Annotated in this window: 14 protein-coding genes; 11 read left to right on the forward strand and 3 right to left on the reverse strand. The window is 72.4% G+C overall.

The features are described from left to right. The first annotated feature begins 132 nt into the window (after window positions 1–132). Complete coding sequence (gene rho / locus AB0K35_RS30225; RefSeq protein WP_363889749.1) at window positions 133–2,343, forward strand: transcription termination factor Rho; 2,211 nt, start codon at window positions 133–135, stop codon at window positions 2,341–2,343. 180 nt (window positions 2,344–2,523) lie between these two features. Then, window positions 2,524–6,018, forward strand: a complete 3,495-nt coding sequence (locus tag AB0K35_RS30230; protein ID WP_363889751.1) for a phosphodiester glycosidase family protein — start codon at window positions 2,524–2,526, stop codon at window positions 6,016–6,018. Between the two features lie 43 nt (window positions 6,019–6,061). Here AB0K35_RS30230 and AB0K35_RS30235 read toward each other — a convergent pair whose 3' ends face one another. Beyond that, entirely contained in the window at window positions 6,062–6,958 is an 897-nt protein-coding gene (locus AB0K35_RS30235; protein ID WP_238670543.1) for an AAA family ATPase, read from the reverse strand. 275 nt (window positions 6,959–7,233) lie between these two features. Here AB0K35_RS30235 and rpmE point away from each other — a divergent pair, with 275 nt between their 5' ends. After that, window positions 7,234–7,458, forward strand: coding sequence for a 50S ribosomal protein L31 (rpmE, locus tag AB0K35_RS30240; protein ID WP_030333150.1), 225 nt, complete (start codon window positions 7,234–7,236; stop codon window positions 7,456–7,458). A 133-nt stretch (window positions 7,459–7,591) separates the two neighbouring features. Beyond that, window positions 7,592–8,680, forward strand: a complete 1,089-nt coding sequence (gene prfA, locus AB0K35_RS30245) for a peptide chain release factor 1 (protein ID WP_363889752.1) — start codon at window positions 7,592–7,594, stop codon at window positions 8,678–8,680. Between the two features lie 127 nt (window positions 8,681–8,807). On the opposite strand, the gene AB0K35_RS30250 is transcribed toward prfA, so the two are convergent. After that, a complete protein-coding gene (locus AB0K35_RS30250; RefSeq protein ID WP_238670541.1) occupies window positions 8,808–10,352 on the reverse strand; it encodes a GGDEF domain-containing protein in 1,545 nt (514 codons plus the stop codon). A gap of 73 nt (window positions 10,353–10,425) precedes the next feature. Between AB0K35_RS30250 and prmC the strand changes: the two genes are divergently transcribed. The 4 genes from prmC (at window position 10,426) to AB0K35_RS30270 (ending at window position 14,850) form a co-directional block, all read left to right on the forward strand. Next, complete coding sequence (gene prmC, locus AB0K35_RS30255) at window positions 10,426–11,373, forward strand: peptide chain release factor N(5)-glutamine methyltransferase (RefSeq protein WP_238670540.1); 948 nt, start codon at window positions 10,426–10,428, stop codon at window positions 11,371–11,373. Continuing rightward, a complete protein-coding gene (locus AB0K35_RS30260; RefSeq protein WP_091406475.1) occupies window positions 11,373–12,020 on the forward strand; it encodes an L-threonylcarbamoyladenylate synthase in 648 nt (215 codons plus the stop codon). Before prmC ends, AB0K35_RS30260 begins: the two co-directional genes overlap by 1 nt. After that, window positions 12,021–12,632, forward strand: a complete 612-nt coding sequence (locus AB0K35_RS30265; protein WP_238670539.1) for a phosphotyrosine protein phosphatase — start codon at window positions 12,021–12,023, stop codon at window positions 12,630–12,632. A 106-nt stretch (window positions 12,633–12,738) separates the two neighbouring features. Beyond that, window positions 12,739–14,850, forward strand: a complete 2,112-nt coding sequence (locus tag AB0K35_RS30270; RefSeq protein WP_238670538.1) for a transglycosylase domain-containing protein — start codon at window positions 12,739–12,741, stop codon at window positions 14,848–14,850. Between the two features lie 174 nt (window positions 14,851–15,024). On the opposite strand, the gene AB0K35_RS30275 is transcribed toward AB0K35_RS30270, so the two are convergent. Continuing rightward, window positions 15,025–16,488: an SDR family oxidoreductase gene (locus AB0K35_RS30275; RefSeq protein ID WP_363889755.1), complete on the reverse strand. Its 1,464-nt coding sequence runs from the start codon at window positions 16,486–16,488 to the stop codon at window positions 15,025–15,027. 35 nt (window positions 16,489–16,523) lie between these two features. Here AB0K35_RS30275 and glyA point away from each other — a divergent pair, with 35 nt between their 5' ends. The 3 genes from glyA (at window position 16,524) to AB0K35_RS30290 (ending at window position 18,649) form a co-directional block, all read left to right on the forward strand. Next, window positions 16,524–17,813: a serine hydroxymethyltransferase gene (gene glyA, locus AB0K35_RS30280; RefSeq protein ID WP_363889757.1), complete on the forward strand. Its 1,290-nt coding sequence runs from the start codon at window positions 16,524–16,526 to the stop codon at window positions 17,811–17,813. Next, window positions 17,806–18,231, forward strand: a complete 426-nt coding sequence (locus tag AB0K35_RS30285) for a hypothetical protein (RefSeq protein ID WP_238670536.1) — start codon at window positions 17,806–17,808, stop codon at window positions 18,229–18,231. The genes glyA and AB0K35_RS30285 overlap by 8 nt, the downstream gene beginning before the upstream one ends. Window positions 18,232–18,412: 181 nt before the next feature. Continuing rightward, a complete protein-coding gene (locus AB0K35_RS30290; protein WP_091405894.1) occupies window positions 18,413–18,649 on the forward strand; it encodes an AtpZ/AtpI family protein in 237 nt (78 codons plus the stop codon). The last annotated feature ends 3 nt before the right edge of the window (window positions 18,650–18,652 follow it).

Here is an 18,652-nt window from a genome sequence, read left to right on the forward strand (position 1 = left end):
AGTCGGGATACCGACCGGCTGCTGTGTCACAGACTCCCGCGACGCGTCCTTGCGAGGCGGGTGCACCGAGGCCGCCCGGCCACCTGAGTTCCGACTCCGGGCAGTCCCGGCCTTATCGAGGGAAGGAATCCATTGAGCGACACCACCGACGTGACGTCGGATGTTTCCAACGTCGCTGGCGATGCCACCGCAGCCGCTCCCGCCCGTCGTCGGCGTAGCGGCACCGGTCTGTCGGCGATGCTGCTGCCGGAGCTGCAGAGCCTGGCTGCGTCGCTCGGCATCTCCGGCACGGCTCGCATGCGCAAGGGCGAGCTGATCGCCGCGATTTCCGAGCGGCAGGGCGGCAACGCCGCCGGGACCCCTCGACCACGGGCCGAGGTCGCGGCCGCGGCCGCCCCGACCCGTGAGGGAGTGCGCGCCGAGGTGCGGGAGACCGCCGACCGGCCGGCAGCCGAAGGACGCGGTGCCGAGCAGGCGCCGGCCGAGCCGGCCGCCGAGACCGAGGGCCGTAGCCGCACCCGGCGGAGCCGGACCGCAACGGCGGAGGCCCGTACCACCGAGGCTCGCCCCGCTGAGGCACGGGCGACCGAGACGCGGGCGACCGAAGCACGGGCGACCGAGCCGCGGGCGACTGAGGCGCGGGCGACCGAGACGCGTACCGACGAGGCGGAAGCCGGCGAGCGGGCCGACCGTGGCGAGAACCGCCGCGACCGGGCCGAGCGTCCGGAGCGTGCCGAGCGGGGCGACCGTGCCGAGCGGGGCGATCGTGCCGAGCGGGGCGATCGTGCCGAGCGGGGCGATCGTGCCGAGCGGGGCGAGCGCAACGACCGGACCGACCGTGCCGATCGGGGCGAGCGGGCCGACCGGGGCGACCGTGCCGACCGGGGCGAGCGTGCCGACCGGGGCGAGCGCAACGACCGGACCGAGCGTGCCGATCGGGGCGAGCGGGCCGAGCGCAACGACCGGGGCGAGCGTGCCGATCGGGGCGAGCGGGCCGAGCGCAACGACCGACCCGACCGCGGTGACCGCAACGACCGCAACGACCGTGGTCAGCGTGCCGAGCGGGACAGCGACGACGACGACGAGGGTGGTGGCCGGCGCGGCCGGCGCAGCCGCTTCCGGGACCGTCGCCGCGGGCGTGGCGAGCGCACCGAGACCGGTGCCGACACCGGCGGACGTGAGCCGCAGGTCAACGACGACGACGTGCTCGTCCCGGTGGCCGGCATCATCGACGTGCTCGACAACTACGCCTTCGTGCGGACGACCGGTTACCTGGCCGGCCCGAACGACGTGTACGTCTCGATGTCCCAGATCAAGAAGTACGGACTGCGCCGCGGTGACGCGATCACCGGTGCGGTGCGGGCGGCCCGAGAGGGCGGCAACAGCGGCGACCAGCGGCGCGACAAGTACAACCCGCTGATGCGGCTGGACACGATCAACGGGATGGAGCCGGAGGAGGCGCGGCGTCGTCCGGAGTTCTACAAGCTCACCCCGCTCTACCCGCAGGAGCGCCTGCGGCTGGAGACCGAGCCGCACATCCTGACCACCCGGGTCATCGACCTGGTCATGCCGATCGGCAAGGGCCAGCGGGCACTCATCCAGTCTCCGCCCAAGGCGGGTAAGACGATGGTGCTGCAGGCGATCGCGAACGCGATCACCCGCAACAACCCGGAGTGCCACCTGATGGTGGTGCTGGTGGACGAGCGGCCTGAAGAGGTCACCGACATGCAGCGGTCGATCAAGGGCGAGGTCATCGCGGCCACGTTCGACCGTCCGCCGCAGGACCACACCACAGTGGCGGAGCTGGCCATCGAGCGGGCCAAGCGCCTCGTCGAGCTTGGACACGACGTCGTCGTGCTGCTCGACTCGGTGACCCGGCTCGGTCGGTCGTACAACCTGGCGGCGCCGGCCAGCGGCCGGATCATGTCGGGTGGTATCGACTCCACAGCGCTCTACCCGCCGAAGCGCTTCCTCGGCGCGGCCCGCAACATCGAGAACGGTGGGTCGCTGACCATCATCGCCACGGCGCTGGTGGAGACCGGTTCCATGGCGGACACGGTCATCTTCGAGGAGTTCAAGGGCACCGGCAACGCCGAGTTGAAGCTGGACCGGAAGATCGCCGACAAGCGGACCTTCCCGGCCATCGACATCAACCCGTCCGGTACGCGTAAGGAAGAGGTCCTGCTCGCACCGGAAGAGCTGGCCATCATCCACAAGCTCCGGAAGGTGCTGCACTCGCTGGACTCGCAGGCCGCGATGGATCTCCTGCTGGACCGGCTCAAGCAGTCCCGCACGAACATCGAGTTCCTGATGCAGATCGCGAAGTCGACGCCGGGGGAGTAACCATCCCCGCCTGACGACGTAGGGGCACGGCCATCGCGGCCGTGCCCCTTCGTCATGTCCCCCCGGCCGACATCCGCAGTCGGCGGGAGATGGCGCCCGCGGCGCGAGATGGTGGAATTTTCCTTCGGTTAAGTCGACAGGTATTGAAACTTCTATTCATTGCCGGGTTGACTGTCGTCCATGCGTACCCGCAGACGATCCGCCCGCCGCACCGGCGTCCTGCTGCTGACGCCGCTGCTCGCCCTGGCCCTGTCGCCGCCGGCCACCGCCGCACCCACCATCGACCCGCCCACAGTGGCCTCGTCGTCAGTGGCCTCACCCACCATCGCCGAGGACGCGCCGCCCGCGTCCTCCCGCCCGGCCGGCTCGGTCAGCCTGGCCGCCGCCCCGACAGTCGCGACCGCCCCGACCACCGGCGCTGATGGTCTGGAGCCGGCCGGCGGGCTGGAGACCACGAAGGCCACCCGGCCGGTGGCGCCGGGCGTGCAGCTGACGTCCTTCGACAGGTACGACGCCGAGGGCTGGCTGCGCGCCGACGCGCTCACCACCGACCTGGCCGGCGGCTCCACCGTCGACTACGTCAACTCCGGCGCGGTCAGCCGGGCCGAGCCGCTGCGAAAGGCGGTGGACCAGACGCACGCCGTCGCCGCTGTCAACGGCGACTTCTTCGACATCAACAACTCCGGCGCCGCCCAGGGCGTCGGCGTCCGTGACGGCGAGCTGATCCAGTCGGGGGTCAGCGGTCACCGCAACGCGGTGGCGGTCACCACGAACGGGCTCGGGCGGGTGGTCGAGGTGAACTTCGACGGCAGCGCGACACTGCCCACCGGGCCGGTCCCGCTGACCCAGTTCAACAACATGGTGCAGGCCGACGGCATCGGCGCCTTCACCGAGCTGTGGGGGACGTACTCCCGGCAGCGTGCCGTCGAGGGCGCGGACCGGGTGGTCGAGGTCACAGTGACCGGCGGTCGGGTGGCCGCTGTGAGAAGCGTGGCCGGCAGCGGCCCGATCGTCGCGGGGAGCACCGTGCTGCTCGGCCGCGACCTCGGCGCGGACGCGCTGGCCGCCCTGCGCCCCGGTGACCCGGTGGCGGTGGCCTGGCGGCCGAAGCCCGCCGACGGCAGCACCCTGCACGCGGCGGTCGGGGGCGGCAACGTCCTGGTCCGTGACGGCGTCGTGCAGAGCATCGCCGACCCGACCCTCGCCCCCCGCACCGCCGTCGGGTTCAGCGCCGACGGCCGCAAGATGATCATGTTGACGGTGGACGGGCGTCAGGTCGACAGCCGTGGCGTGACGCAGACCGAGATGGGCCGGATGATGGTCGAACTGGGTGCCCACCACGCGCTCAACCTGGACGGTGGCGGATCGTCCACGCTGCTGGCCCGGGAGCCGGGCGCACCCGCCGTGCAACTGGAGAACGGCCCCTCCGACGGCAGCGAGCGGGCCGTGCCCAACGGCCTGGCCATCTACGCGCCGAAGGGCAGCGGTCGACTCACCGGCTACTGGGTCGAGACGGCCAGCGACCCCACCGCCGCCCCGGGCGTCTCACCGGTGCGAGGCGGGCGGCCCGACCGGGTCTTCCCCGGGCTGACCCGCACCATCACCGCATCCGGCTACGACGAGACGTACGGCCCGGCGGCCGGCGCCCCCACCTGGCGGGCGACCCCGGCGGTACGCGGCCGCATCGACAGTGACGGCGTGTTCCACGCCGGCGCGCCAGGGGCCAGCACTGTCACCGCCGCACGGGGGCGGGTCACCGGCTCGCTGAACCTCACAGTCCTCGGCCCGCTGGCCCGGATCGGCACCACCGAGCCGCGGGTCGGACTGACCGGCCAGGACGGTAACGCAGTCGTCGGCGTGGTCGGATACGACGCCGAAGGCAACACCGCGCCGATCGAGCCGGCCGACCTCACCCTCGACTACGACAGGGACCTGCTGCGGATCACCCCCACCGGGGACGGCAACCTGTCCATCGCCGCGTTACGGGACACCGGCTCGGGCCTGGTGACCGTTCACGTCGAAGGCACGAGCGCTGTCCTGCCGGTCACCGTCGGGCTGACCGACGTGCCGGTCGCCGGTTTCGACGACGCCGCGTCCTGGCGGTTCAGCCAGGCCCGGGCCAGCGGTTCGGTGGCTCCGGCCCCCGGGCACAGCGGCACCGGCCTGCGAATGTCGTACGACTTCAGCCAGTCCACCGGCACGCGGGCCGCGTACGCCGACCCGCCCGCCTGGATCGAGGTGCCCGGTCAGCCGCAGGCATTCGGGATGTGGATCCACGGCAACGGCACCGGGGAGTGGCCCAGCCTGCACCTGCACGACGCCCAGGACACCCAGCACGTGCTGCGTGGCCCACTGATCACCTGGACCGGCTGGCGGTACGTGGAGTTCGCGGTGCCGGCCGGGGTGCAGTACCCGGTGCGGGTACGCCGCTTCTACGTGGCCGAGACGAACGCCGCGGCGCAGTACACCAGCGAGGTGATCATCGATGACCTGGTAGCGAAGGTGCCACCGACTGTCGACGTCCCGGAGGTGGCCCCGCGTACCGATCGGGTGGTGGTCCGCGACGGCACGGTGGACGGCGCGCCGTGGCGGTTCGCGGTGCTCTCCGACGCCCAGTTCGTCGCCGCCGACCCGGACAGCGACCTCGTTGCCCAGGCCCGGCGGACGTTGCGCGAGGTGCGGGCGGCCCGGCCGGACCTCCTCCTGATCAACGGCGACTTCGTGGACACCGCCTACCCGGCCGACTTCGCGCTGGCCCGGCGGATCCTCGACGAGGAGTTGGGCGACGCGCTGCCCTGGTACTACGTGCCCGGCAACCACGAGATCATGGGCGCCCCGATCAGCAACTTCGCTGCCGCGTTCGGCGCCACCTCCCGGGTGTTCGACCACAACGGCACCCGGTTCGTCACGCTGAACTCGTCCACCGGGACGCTGCGCGGCGGAGGCTTCGACCAGGTACGGATGCTCCGCGAGACGCTGGACGCGGCGGCCACCGACCGGCGCGTGGGTTCGGTCGTCGTCCTGCACCACCACCCGCCGCGTGACCCCAGCCCGGCGCAGGCCAGCCAGCTCGGCGACCGCAAGGAGGCGGCGCTGCTGGAGCAGTGGCTGGCCGACTTCCAGCACCACACCGGCAAGGGCGCGCTGTTCGTGGGCGGGCACGTCGGCACCTTCCACGCCGACCGCGTGGACGGGGTGCCGTACGTGATCAACGGTAATGCGGGCAAGACGCCGTCCACCCCTGCCGACCAGGGCGGCTTCACCGGTTGGACGGAGTTCGGCGTGGACCCGGTGACCCCGGCCGAGGCCGACCGGGCCCGTCGTGACCCGCTCGCCGAGGGCCCGCGCTGGGTGGACGCGGAGTTCCACCCGCACACCGATCGGCTCGCGCTGACCGCCCCGGCCAGCGTCGCGGTCGGCACCCCGGCGTCGGTGACAGCCACGCTGACCCAACCCGGTGGGCGTACGGTCCCGGTGGCCGCCCCGGTCAGCGCCGACTGGTCGGCCTCGCCGGGAGTGCACGTCGGCTCGGCGGCCGGGGTGCGCCAGTGGCACACGGCCCGATTCGACCCGGCCACCGGCACCCTGACGGCGCTGCGGCCCGGCGCGCCGATCCGTCTGACGGTCGAGGTCAACGGCGTCCGCGCCGAGGCCACCACCACCGTCACCGGGTGACCTGTCCGGACGGGCCCCCACGCGCGGGGCCCGTCCGGACACCTCAGAAGTCGCCGTCGGCCACCTGGAAGACGGTGAGACCGAGAGATCGCCACATCTGGACCACCTGGACACGGTCGTCGAAGACGCCGGCCACCCGGTAGGTGTCCCGGATCTCCCGGTCGTAGATCTCCCGCTTGACGATCGAGTCCTTCCGGGAGTCGCCGACGGCCCGCAGGTGCAGGCCCAGGTAGGGCACTCGTACGTGCCGGGCCAGCCACGCCTCGGTGGCCGCGCGGGCGGAGGCGTCCCGCCCCGAGCAGAAGACCACCCCGTACCCGGCCGCGTGCATCGCCCGGACCGCCGCGATCACCGCCGGGTTCGGCGCGTCCTGGCCCACCCGGGTCATGTCGTACGGGCTGCGGGAGACGGCCAGCGCGACGGTGCCGTCGATGTCCACCAGGACGATCTCCGGTGGCTCGGTCGACGGCGGGTGCACCACGGCGGGGCGTCCGGTGCGGGCCTGCGGCACCGGCAACGGCAACTCCCGCCCCTGCAGGTACCGCTCGTGCAGCCGGCGGATCGCGTCCGCGCCGACCTGGTCGGCGGCCGGACGGGCGGCGTCGCGGCGCAGGCACTCGTCCAGCGGCACGTCGGTGAAGTCGTGCACCTCGAAGTCCGCGCCGTGGCGGGCGGCCAGCTCGGCCCAGCCCCGCAAAGTTCGCGCGCGCAGGTTGGTGTCGTCCACGCAGACGTCCGCTCGGGCCCGCAGCAGCGCCTCGACCTGAGCCTGCTGTACGGCTGTCACCTGCGCCTCGGCCCACTGCGTGAACAACCGCTCGCCGTGCAGCATCCGGCGCAGATCGTCCCGGTTGACCCGGAGGACCGACGGCTGGAGCGTGCGGGCGAACGTCGTCTTGCCGGAGGCGGGCAGTCCCCGGGTGGCGATCAGGCGTGTCATCGACGCACCTCCGGCTCGGCGGGCGTACCCCGGTCGGGGTACCTGGCGGCGGTCCGCCGGACGCGCGAATGCCCCACCAGCCGGCGGGAATGCGGACGGGTAGGCACGTGTTGACGATGCCGGACGAGGTGTGCGGCCCGATTACCGGGTGGGCTCAGGCCCATGGCACACTGGTCAATCGGCCACCGGTTCCGGTTCACGCCCGAGCCCGTCGCGTACGGCGCGACGAGCGATGACGGCGACCCGGCGACCACCAACGAGAGGACCGAGGCGACATGAAGGCAAACATCCACCCGGAGTACGTGACCACCGAGGTCAGCTGCTCCTGTGGCAACACGTTCACGACCCGCAGCACCGCCAAGGGCGGGGCGATCCACGCCGAGACCTGCAGCGCCTGCCACCCGTTCTACACCGGTAAGCAGCGCGTTCTCGACACCGCCGGCCGGGTCGCGAAGTTCCAGCAGAAGTACGCCAAGGTTCAGGCCAAGAAGGCCAAGTAACTGCTCGTTCGGCGCCCGCGTCCGGTTTTCCACCGGACGCGGGCGCCGTCCGCGTTTTCCTCCACTTCCGCCCGGCCGCTGGCCCCCCGGCCCCGGCCCGGTCGTCGCGCACCGTCGAAGGAGCATCCGCAGCATGAGCAGCGAGCGTCTGGCCGGCCTTCTCGACGAGTACGCGGAGCTGGAGAAGCGGTTGGCCGATCCGGCCATCCACGCCGACCAGGCGACCGCGCGCAGGGTCGGCCGCCGGTACGCCGAGCTGGTGCCGCTGCACAAGGCCGCCGACGAGTTGGAGCAGGCCCGCGCCGATCTGGTCGCGGCTCGCGAGCTGGCCGCCGAGGACCCGTCCTTCGCGGGTGAGGCGGACGCCATCGCCGGGTCCCTGCCGGTGCTGGAGGAGCGGCTCGCCGAGCTGCTCATTCCGCGCGACCCGCACGACGCCAAGGACGTGATCGTCGAGATCAAGGCCGGTGAGGGTGGCGAGGAGTCGGCGCTGTTCGCCGGTGACCTGCTGCGGATGTACACCCGGTACGCCGAACGGCACGGCTGGGTCACCGAGGTGATCGACGCGCAGGATTCCGACCTCGGCGGGGTCAAGGACGTCTCCCTGGCGATCAAGACCAAGGGTGTGCCGGACGGCGGCAACGGCGTCTGGTCGCGGCTCAAGTGGGAGGGCGGCGTGCACCGGGTGCAGCGTGTCCCGGTGACCGAGTCGCAGGGCCGGATCCACACCAGCGCCGCCGGAGTGCTGGTGCTGCCGGAGGCCGAGGACGTCGACGTCACGATCGACCAGAACGAACTGCGCATCGACGTGTTCCGCTCGTCCGGCCCGGGTGGCCAGTCGGTGAACACCACCGACTCGGCGGTGCGGATCACCCACCTGCCGACCGGCATCGTCGTCTCCTGCCAGAACGAGAAGTCCCAGTTGCAGAACCGGGAGCAGGCGATGCGGATCCTGCGGGCCCGGCTGCTCGCCGCTGCCCAGGAGCAGGCCGACGCCGCCGCCTCGGACGCGCGCAAGGCCCAGGTGCGCACCGTGGACCGCTCGGAGCGGATCCGCACCTACAACTTCCCGCAGAACCGGATCACCGATCACCGGATCGGCTACACCGCGTACAACCTGGACCTGGCGCTCGGCGGCGAGCTGGACGGGGTGCTGGACGCCCTCACCGAGGCCGACCGGGCCGCCCGGCTCGCCGGCGACACCGAGCTGACCCGCCGCTGACCGCGACACGGAGCTGACCCCGGCACGCCCGGTCGATCATGGAGTCGTGGTGGGTCGGTTGTGGTGTCGTGGGGCTCTTCTGAGGCACCACAACTCCTTGATCGACCCCGCCGGGTGGGGGGGGCGATCAGCTCGCGCGGGGGCGGGTCTTGGCGCGGAGCATCTCGCGGTCGGCCTGCTCGAACGCGACGCTGAGCGCGTCGCGCAGCCCGCTGCCACCGGAGACCTCGGCGAAGCCGATGCTGACCCCGACCGGGGTGCCCGGGACCAACGACTCCCAGTCCTCCAGGCGGACCGCCGCCTCGATCCGGCGGGCCACCTCGGTGGCCTCGGTCATGCCGGTGTCCGGCAGCACCACAACGAACTCGTCACCGCCGTAGCGGGCCACGAAGTCGCCCCGGCGCATCACCCGGTTGATCACGCCGGCGATGCGTTGCAGCACCAGGTCGCCCGAGTGGTGCCCGTGCCGGGTGTTCACCGCCTTGAAGCCGTCCAGGTCGCAGACGCCGATCACCACCCGATCGCCGCGGGTGACCACGGCCGTGATGTATCGCTCCAGCCGGCGGCGGTTCGGCAGCCCGGTGAGCGGGTCGGTCAACGCCTCACCCTCGAAGCGGGCCGCCTCGCGGCGCATCTCCTCGTGGTCGATGCGGGCGGCGATGCCGTCGATGTAGACGTCGCGCAGTCTGTCGTTGCGCTGCGCGGCGAGCCGGAACGCCAGTCGGTCGGCCCGGTGCGCCGCCAGGTGGTCCCCGGCGCGGGTCAACGCGATGCTGCGCAGCCGGGCCGGCTCGGCCGCCCCGAGTGTCTCGTTGGAGACCTGGACGGTGTCCAGTCGCGCCACCGCCTCGATCGGCCGACCGTCGGCGACGGCGAGGCACACCTGCCCGAGCTGACGCAGGTCGCGGGCGCGGGCGCTGTCCCCGCCGTGGGTGATCAACCGGGCCGGCTCGGGGCCCTCGGTCGCCACCTGGTCGCCGAGCGCTGCCTGTCGGGCCGCCGCGTAGCCGTACGCGGCGAGGCTGCTCGGGCGTAGCTGGCCGGCCCGGCCGGCACGGACGAAGCGGGTCAGGTCGGCGGCCACGTCCCGGAGTACCCGCAGACACCCATCGCTGTCGCCGTTGTGGTCAAGGGCCACGGCGTTGCGCAGCCGGATGCCCGGCGCGGCGAACGTCTCCTCCGGGATCCCGGCGGTCAGCCCGAGCTGCCGGGCCCGTTCGATGGCGCCCAGGGCGTACCCGTGGAAGCTGAGGTAGCTGTAGGCCATGGCCAGGTCGTGCCAGCCCCAGGCGGTGTCCCGGTCCGGGTCGGCGACGGCGCCCAGCGCCCGGGCCGCTCGGACGAGGTGCATGACGCAGCGGTCCAGTGCGCCCTGGTGGTGCGCGGCGAGCGCAGCGAGGGCGTTGAGGTGACCGTGCAGATAGGGCTCGGCGAGGTCGCGGACCGCCGCCGACGCCTCTTCGATGGCCCGGGTGAACTCCGCGGTCCGACCGAGATTGATCAGCGCGGAGAGGCGCTGCACCATCGCGTCCGCTCGCGCCGCCGGGTCGTTGGTGGTGCGGATCACACGCTCCAGCAGGACGTACGCCTCCGCGGAGCGGCTGGCCTCCTGCAACGCCCGGGCGTGCGTCAGGGCGTCAACCTGGTCATCGACCCGGTCGAGCCAGCCCACCCGTCAACCTCCTGTCGTGCGCGCCCGGGCGCACCTGTTCGTCACGTCGCCCGCGACGCTTCATGATTATGTCGTGAGTACTTTGCCGCAACACCCCCCCGAAGGGACAGGCCCCATCCGGCCGTCCGCCGCGGTGGCCCGAGTGGCCCGCGCGCTCGCCGCCGCCGGGGTCGGGTCCGCCCGGGTGGAGGCCGAGTTGCTGACGGCGTACGTGCTCGGGGTTCCCCGGGGTCGGTTGGCTCTCGCCGACGACCTGAGCGACGACCAGTTGGTGCGGCTCGACGGGTTGACGCGCCGCCGTGCCGCGCGCGAGCCGTTGCAGTACCTGACCGGTCGGGCCGGGTTCCGGCACCTGGAGTTGTCGGTCGGCCCGGGTGTCTTCGTGCCCCGGCCGGAGACCGAGCTGTTGGCCGGCTGGGGTGTCGAGCAGGCCCAGGGCCGACCCGACCCGGTGGTGGTGGACCTGTGCAGCGGCTCGGGCGCGATCGCGTTGGCGGTGGCTCAGGAGCTGCCGGGAGCGCGGGTGATCGCGGTGGAGCGGTCCCCGGCGGCGCTGGCCTGGCTGCGCCGCAACGCGGCGGAGCGCGCCGCGGCGGGGGACCGCCCGATCGAGGTGGTAGAGGCCGACGTGACAGCGCCGGACCTGCTGGCCGAGCTGGTGGGCCGGGTGGACGTGCTGCTCTGCAACCCGCCGTACGTGCCGGACGACGTGGTGGTCCCGCCGGAGGTGGCCGGGCACGACCCGGCGGAGGCGGTCTTCGGCGGCGCGGACGGTTTGGTGGTGATCCGGCCGGTCGTCGCCCGGGCGGCGGTGCTGTTGCGCCCGGGGGGCGTGTTCGGCGTCGAGCACGACGACACCCACGGTGCGGCGGTGCCTGAGCTGCTCGCCCAGGGCGACGGCTTCACCGCTGTCGCGGAGCATCTGGACCTCGCCGGGCGTCCCCGCTACGCGACGGCGTCCCGACGGGCGGACGGCCAGCACGCCCCGATCGGGGCGGCGTGGCAGACTGACTCCTCGTGATGCTCTACGACTGCCGGTCGCCCGCCGATCGGGACCGCGGCATCGCTGCGGCGATCGAGGCGGTCAAGAACGGCGAGCTGGTCGTTCTTCCGACGGACACCGTGTATGGGATCGGCGCGGACGCGTTCACCCCGTACGCGGTGAAGGCGCTGCTCGATGCCAAGGGCCGGGGTCGGCAGATGCCGCCGCCGGTGCTGATCGGCTCGCGGCACACCCTGGACGGGTTGGTCTTCTCGCTGCCGACTGCCGCACGGGACCTCGTGGAGGCGTTCTGGCCGGGTGCCCTGACGATCGTGGTCGAGCACTCGCCGAGCCTGCAGTGGGACCTGGGCGACAAGACCGGCACGGTGGCGGTGCGGATGCCGCTGCACCCGGTCGCGTTGGAGGTGCTGCGCGAGACCGGTCCGATGGCGGTCTCGTCGGCCAACAAGACCGGCCAGCCGGCCGCTGTCACCGCCGACGAGGCGCGTGACCAGCTCAGCTACTCGGTGCGGGCCTACCTGGAGGCCGGTCCCTGCCCGGATCCGGTGCCGAGCACGATCGTGGATCTGACCGGTGAGGTGCCGCAGCTCCTGCGGGCCGGGGCGATCCCGCTGGAGAAGCTGCGCGACGTGGTTCCGGATCTCGTCGACGGTCGGGCGGTCTGAGTGCCCCCGTTCACTGTTCTGCACGTCTGCATGGGCAACATCTGCCGCTCGCCGATGGCGGAGCGGCTGCTGGCCCTGGCGGTGCGGGAGCGGCTGACCCGGCGTTCGCAGGATCCTGCCCAGGCCGAGGAGCTGGTGCACAGCCACAGCGCCGGCACGGGTGGCTGGCACGCGGGCGAGGAGATGAACCCGCCGGCGGCACGGCAGGTCACCGGCCGTGGTGGGGACGTGGAAGGGTTCGCCGCGCGCAAGCTGCGGTCGGACCACATCGACGCCGCCGACCTGGTCCTGACCGCCACCGCCGATCAGCAGGAGTACGTGGTGGCGCTTCGTCCGGACGCGGCGGCCCGCACATTCGTGCTGGGCGAGTTCGGTCGGCTGCTGGCTGCTGTGGACGCCGCCGCGCTGCCGCCGGGTGACGCCACTCCGGAGGCCGTGTACGCCCGCGGGGTGGCACTGGTGGCGGCGGCTCACGACGCGCGCCTCGGCGCCTCGGCGCTGACCACAGATGATCTTGATGACCCGTGGGGTCGTGGCGACCAGTGCTTCAGCCGGGTCGCCGACGAGATCGAGGAGACGGTCCACCCGCTGGCCGGCGCGCTGCTGCCCTGAGCGTGGTGCGAGTTTCCTCCGGGTTTGGGGAAAACCCAGGGCTAAAGGGGCGTTCCGGGTCATTCTGAACGGGTCCTAGCGTGACCGGCTCCTGCGGGGAGAGCTGATGATCCGGGCCCAATTCGACAAACTGCTGACCGTGGTGATCGCCGGAGTGCTGGCCGGGTTGGTGCTGGCCGCCGCCGCACTGCCAGCAGCCCTGGTCTTCGGGATCGGCTTCAGCGCCCTGTCGACGCCGTACTCGGAGCTGCCGAACACACTCCGGACGCCGCCCACCGCGCAGCGCTCCAACCTCTACGCCAACGACGGCACCACCCTGATCACCTCCTTCTACCAGGAGGACCGGGTGGACGTGCCGCTGCACGAGGTGGCTCCGGTGATGCGCCGGGCCATCGTGGCCGCCGAGGACGTCCGGTTCTACCAGCACAGCGGGGTCGACCTGCGGGGCGTGGTGCGCGCGTTCACAGTCAACAAGCGCGACGGCCAGACCCGGCAGGGCGCCTCCACGCTGACCATGCAGTACGTCCGCAACGTGCTCAGCAACGACCCTCGGCTGACCGAGGCGCAACGGGACGCCGCCACCGAACTCACCACAGTCCGCAAGCTCCAGGAGATGCGGTACGCGCTCGCGTTGGAGCGGGAACTCGACAAGGACGAGATCCTGACCCGCTACCTCAACATCGCCTACTTCGGTGCCGGGGCGTACGGCATCGCGGCGGCCAGCAAGCGGTACTTCTCCCGGTCCCCGGCCGAGTTGACACTGGCCCAGGCGGCACTGCTCGCTGGTCTGGTGCGTTCGCCGGACAGCGACGATCCGATCAACGGCGACGCCGACAGCGCCGTCGCCCGACGGTCGTACGTGTTGGAGCGGCTGGTGGAGACGGGGCAGGTGCCGGCGGACGCGGCGGCGGCTGCCCGCGCCGAACCGCTGCAACTGCGGCCCAGCGAGACCCCGAACGACTGCACGGGAGTGCCCGACGGGCACAACGACTGGGGCTTCTTCTGCGACTGGTTCACCCGCTGGTGGAGCAGCCAGTCCGCGTTCGGGGCGACCGCCGACGACCGGCAGCGCGCACTGCGCCGGGGCGGCTTCTCCATCGTGTCGTCGCTGGACCCGGGGGTGCAGCGGGCCACCACCGAGCAGGTGCTGAAGATCTATCCGACGACCAGGGCCGAGGCGGTGCCCACCGCGGTGGTGCAACCGGGCACCGGGCGGGTCCTGGCGATGTCGGTGAACCGTGCCTACAGCGTGGCGGACAACCCGGTCGGGCAGAAGAACCGCCCGAACACCGTCAACCAGTTGGTCGCTGGCGGCGGCGCGATCGAGGGGTACCAGGGCGGTTCGACGTTCAAGCTCTTCACCCTGCTGGCCGCGCTGGAGTCCGGCCTGCCGCTGTCGACCAGCTTCGTGGCGCCGACGCAGTTGCTCACCCGCTTCCCGGTGACCGGGGAGGCGAGCTGCGACGGACGGTGGTGCCCGGCGAACGCCAGCCCGTCGTCGATGGACGGCCCCCGCACCATGTGGAGCGCGTTCGGCCGCTCGGTGAACACGTACTTCGCCTGGCTCACCGAGAAGGTCGGCGCCGACCGGGTGGTGGAGATGGCCGAGCGGCTCGGCATCGTGTTGCGGGCCGAGTCCGACGCCAAGCTGGCCCGCTACGGCGCGAAGGACTGGGGTCCGTTCACCCTGGGCGTGGCCGCGACCACCCCGTTGGACCTGGCCAGCGCGTACGCCACCGTGGCGGCCGAGGGAACCTGGTGCGCGCCGCTGCCGGTGGTCTCGATCACCGACTCGGGCGGCCGGCCGGTCGACGCCGCCAAGCCGGACTGCCGACAGGTGCTCGACCCCGATGTGGCGCGGGCGGCCACCGATGCGGCCCGCTGCCCGGTCGGCGACCAGTCGATGTACGGACGCTGCGACGGTGCCACAGCACCCGGGTTGCGGGCGAAGCTCGGCCGTCCGGTGGCGGGAAAGACCGGCAGTTCGGAACGGTACGAGACGGAGACGGTGGTGGCGTTCACACCGCAGCTCGCGGTCGCCTCGATGGCCGCGAACCCGGACGATCCCCGGGACGCTGTCGGTCAGACGGTGCAGGCCCAGATGGTGAACGCGGTCGGTGAGGTGCTCGCCTTCGCCCTGCGCGACCAACCGGTCCGCGACTTCGTCCCGCCGAGCGAACGAACCGCCTTCCAAACCCAACCCCAAGCCGGCAACTAACCCCCCACCCCACCCGGCTCGCCGATCTTGCACTTCCTGTCGTGACAAAAGGCGCCTAGGTCTGCAAATCGGCAACACAAAGTGCAAGATCGCGGGGAGCGGGGAGCGGGGAGCGGGGAGCGGGGGGCGGGGGGCGGGGAGCGGGGAGCGGGGAGCGGGGAGCGGGTTAGCGGGTTAGCGGGGTTGTTCGGCGTTGCGGGCTATGTTGCGGGCCATTCCGCCGAAGACCACAGCGTGGAACGGGGCCACCGACTTCCAGTAGGCGTGCCCCGGCAGGCCACGTGGCAGGAAGACGGCGCGTTGCTGGTAGCGGCTGCGGCCGTCGTCGGCCGGTAGTACCCGCATCTCCAGCCAGGCCCGGCCGGGTAGCCGCATCTCGGCGCGCAGTCGCAGCAACTCGCCCGGGACGATCTCCTCGACCCGCCAGAAGTCCAGCGCCTCACCGACCTGGAGGCGGTGTGGGTCGCGTCGACCGCGGCGCAGCCCGACCCCGCCGACCAGCCGGTCCAGCCAGCCGCGGATCGACCAGGCGAGGGGGAACGAGTACCAGCCGTGTTCGCCGCCGACGCCCTCGACGACCCGCCAGAGCGCCGCGGGCGGCGCGTCCACGACCCGTTCCCGGACGTCTGTGTAGGCGGTGCCACCGGACCACACCGGGTCGGTGGGCAGTGGCTCGGCGGGCGCGTCCGGGCCGCTCGCGTTCGACCAGCGGGTCTCCACCTGGGCGTCGCGCACCTTGGCCAGCGCCAGCGCCACCGCCTCGTCGAAGCCGGTCAGCCCGCCGGCCGGGTCCGGGACGTAGCGGGCGATGTCGTGTTCGTGGGCGACCGCCTCGTGGATCAGGCTCTCCACCAGCGGGCGGGCGATCTTGTTCGGCACCGGGGTGATCAGGCCGACCCAGTGCGAGGAGAGCGACGGGGTGAGCGGGCGGACCGGCACGATGATCCGCCGGCGCAGCCCGGCAACCCGGGCGTAGCGCTGCATCATCTCGCGGAAGGTCAGCACGTCCGGCCCGCCGACGTCGAAGCCCCGGTTGACCTCGGCCGGCAGGTCGGCGCAGCCGGCCAGGTAGTGCAGCACGTCGCGGACCGCGATCGGTTGGATCCGGTTGCCGACCCAGCGTGGGGTGACCATGGCGGGCAGCCGCTCGGTCAGGTAGCGCAGCATCTCGAACGACGCCGAGCCGGACCCGATGATCACTGCGGCGCGGAGCACCGCCGTGGGCACCCCGCTCTCCAGCAGGATCCGACCGACCTCGGCACGGGACCGCAGGTGCGGGGAGGGCACCTCCGCGTCGGACGCCGGCTCCGGGCCGCCCAGGTAGACGATCCGCCGTACGCCGGCCGCGCGCGCCGCCGCCGCGAAGTTGGTCGCCGCCGTTCGGTCGGCCGCCTCGAAGTCGGACCGGCCCAACGAGTGCACCAGGAAGTACGCGACGTCCACGTCGGCGAACGCGGCGGCCAGCGTCTCCGGCCGACTCAGGTCCCCTTCGACGATCTCGGCCGCCGAGGCCCAGGGCACGTCGCGCAGCCGCACCGCCTTGCGGGCGAGGCAGCGCACTGTGTGACCGTCGGCGAGCAGCAGCGGCGTCAGCCGCCCGCCGATGTAGCCGGTAGCTCCGGTGACGAGGCATCTCACAGGTCCCAGTCTGCGGCCCCCTAGACTCGTTCGCTGTGGAGACCGAGACGAGCACCTTCTGGGGGCCGGATTTCGCGCAGCTCAGGGCCACTGATCCGGAGATCGCCGCTGTGGTCCTCGGCGAGCTGGACCGGTTGCGCGGCGGCTTGCAACTCATCGCCAGCGAGAACCTGACCTCGCCGGCGGTGCTAGCCGCGCTCGGCTCGACGCTGACCAACAAGTACGCCGAGGGTTACCCGGGCCGGCGCTACTACGGCGGCTGCGCCGAGGTGGACCGGGCCGAGGAGATCGGCATCGTCCGGGCCAAGGAGCTGTTCGGGGCCGAGCACGCCAACCTCCAGCCGCACTCCGGGGCGAGCGCCAACCTGGCCGCGTACGCCGCGTTGGTGCAGCCGGGGGACACGGTGCTGGCGATGGACCTGCCGCACGGCGGGCACCTCACCCACGGCAGCCGGGTGAACTTCTCCGGCAAGTGGTTCCACCCGGTCGGCTACCCGGTCCGGCCGGACACCGAGCAGATCGACTACGACGAGGTACGGGACCTGGCGCGGGCGCACCGACCCAAGCTGATCATCTGTGGGGCCACCGCGTACCCGCGTCTGATCGACTTCGCGCGGTTCCGGGAGATCGCCGACGAGGTCGGCGCGTACCTGATGGTGGACGCGGCGCACTTCATCGGCCTGGTCGCCGGCCGGGCGATCCCGTCCCCGGTGCCGTACGCCGATGTCGTCTGCGCCACCACCCACAAGGTGCTGCGCGGTCCGCGCGGCGGCATGATCCTGTGCCGTGAGTCGCTGGCCCAGCGGATCGACAAGGCGGTCTTCCCGTTCACCCAGGGCGGACCGCTGATGCACGCTGTCGCGGCCAAGGCGGTGGCGTTGCGCGAGGCCGCCCAGCCGGAGTTCCAGACGTACGCCCGGCAGGTGGTCAGCAACGCCCAGGCGCTCGCCGCCGGGCTGGCCGACGAGGGGATGCGCCCGGTGTCCGGTGGCACCGACACCCATCTCGCACTGATCGACCTGCGGGAGCTGGGGGTGACCGGCATCGAGGCCGAGCGACGCTGCGACGCCGCGTCGATCACCCTGAACAAGAACGCCATTCCGTACGATCCGCAGCCGCCGATGGTGGCCTCCGGCATCCGGGTGGGCACCCCGAGCGTCACCACTCAGGGGATGCGCGAGGGGGAGCTGCGCCAGGTGGCGACCCTGATCGCCCGTGCGGTGCGCACCGATCCCGGCGCCCCGGGCGGGGCCGACGAGCTGATCCGGCTGGGTGCCGAGGTGTCCGAGCTGGTAGCGGCGTTCCCGGCGTACCCCCGTGGCTGAGCCCGGGGTGGTCGAGCCGGGCACCGACCGGCGGTGGCGGCTGCGGCACCTGCCGGTGTTGCTCGGGGCGTCGGCGGCGCTCGCCGTTGTCGCCGCGGTGGTGGGCGGTGTGACCGGCGGCGTCACGGCCGCGCTCGGCGCGGCGGCCGGCGTGGGCGTCACGGTGCTCAGCTACACCCTCACCACTGTGGTGCTGGCCCGGGCCGACCAGGTCAACCCGCAGTTGCTGCTGCCGCTCGGGGTGGGCCTGTACGTGCTGAAGTTCAGCCTGCTGGGTGTGGTGCTGGTGGCTGTGGCGTCGACCGGTTGGCCCGGTTTGATCCCTCTCTGCCTTGGCATCGTCGCCGGGGTGGCAGTGTGGACAGCGGTACACCTCTGGTGGCTGACCGCGGTGCACGCTCGCCGGCCCCGCGGCTGACCTGGCGGTCGTCCCAACCAGCGGACGCGCCGCAATGTGTCGGCCTCCGGTCATTTTCCGACGGGCGGAAGGGGAGTAGCGTGCCCACAGACGACGGCGCCCACGAGAAGCCCACACAACGACGGTTGTGCGGGGGGTGAGGCACAGCCTCGTCTTCCCGGCTGATATCGTTCGCCCCGTCATGGCTGGTGACCAAACCCCCCGTCCCGCCGGTGAACCGGACGATTATCCGTCCGGCGCCGGTCAGGGTTGGACCGCGCTCAGCTACCTCATCGGAGGAATGCTCGTGTGGGGTTTCATCGGCTGGCTGGTCGACCAGTGGCTCGATACCGGTGGCGTCGCCACCGGCATCGGCGTCGTGCTCGGCGTGACCGGGGGGATCATCCTCGTCGTCCGTCGGCTCGGCACGCCTACTTAGGAA

It is taken from the genome of Micromonospora sp. NPDC053740, assembly GCF_040677775.1.
Classification (GTDB): Bacteria; Actinomycetota; Actinomycetes; order Mycobacteriales; family Micromonosporaceae; genus Micromonospora; species Micromonospora alfalfae.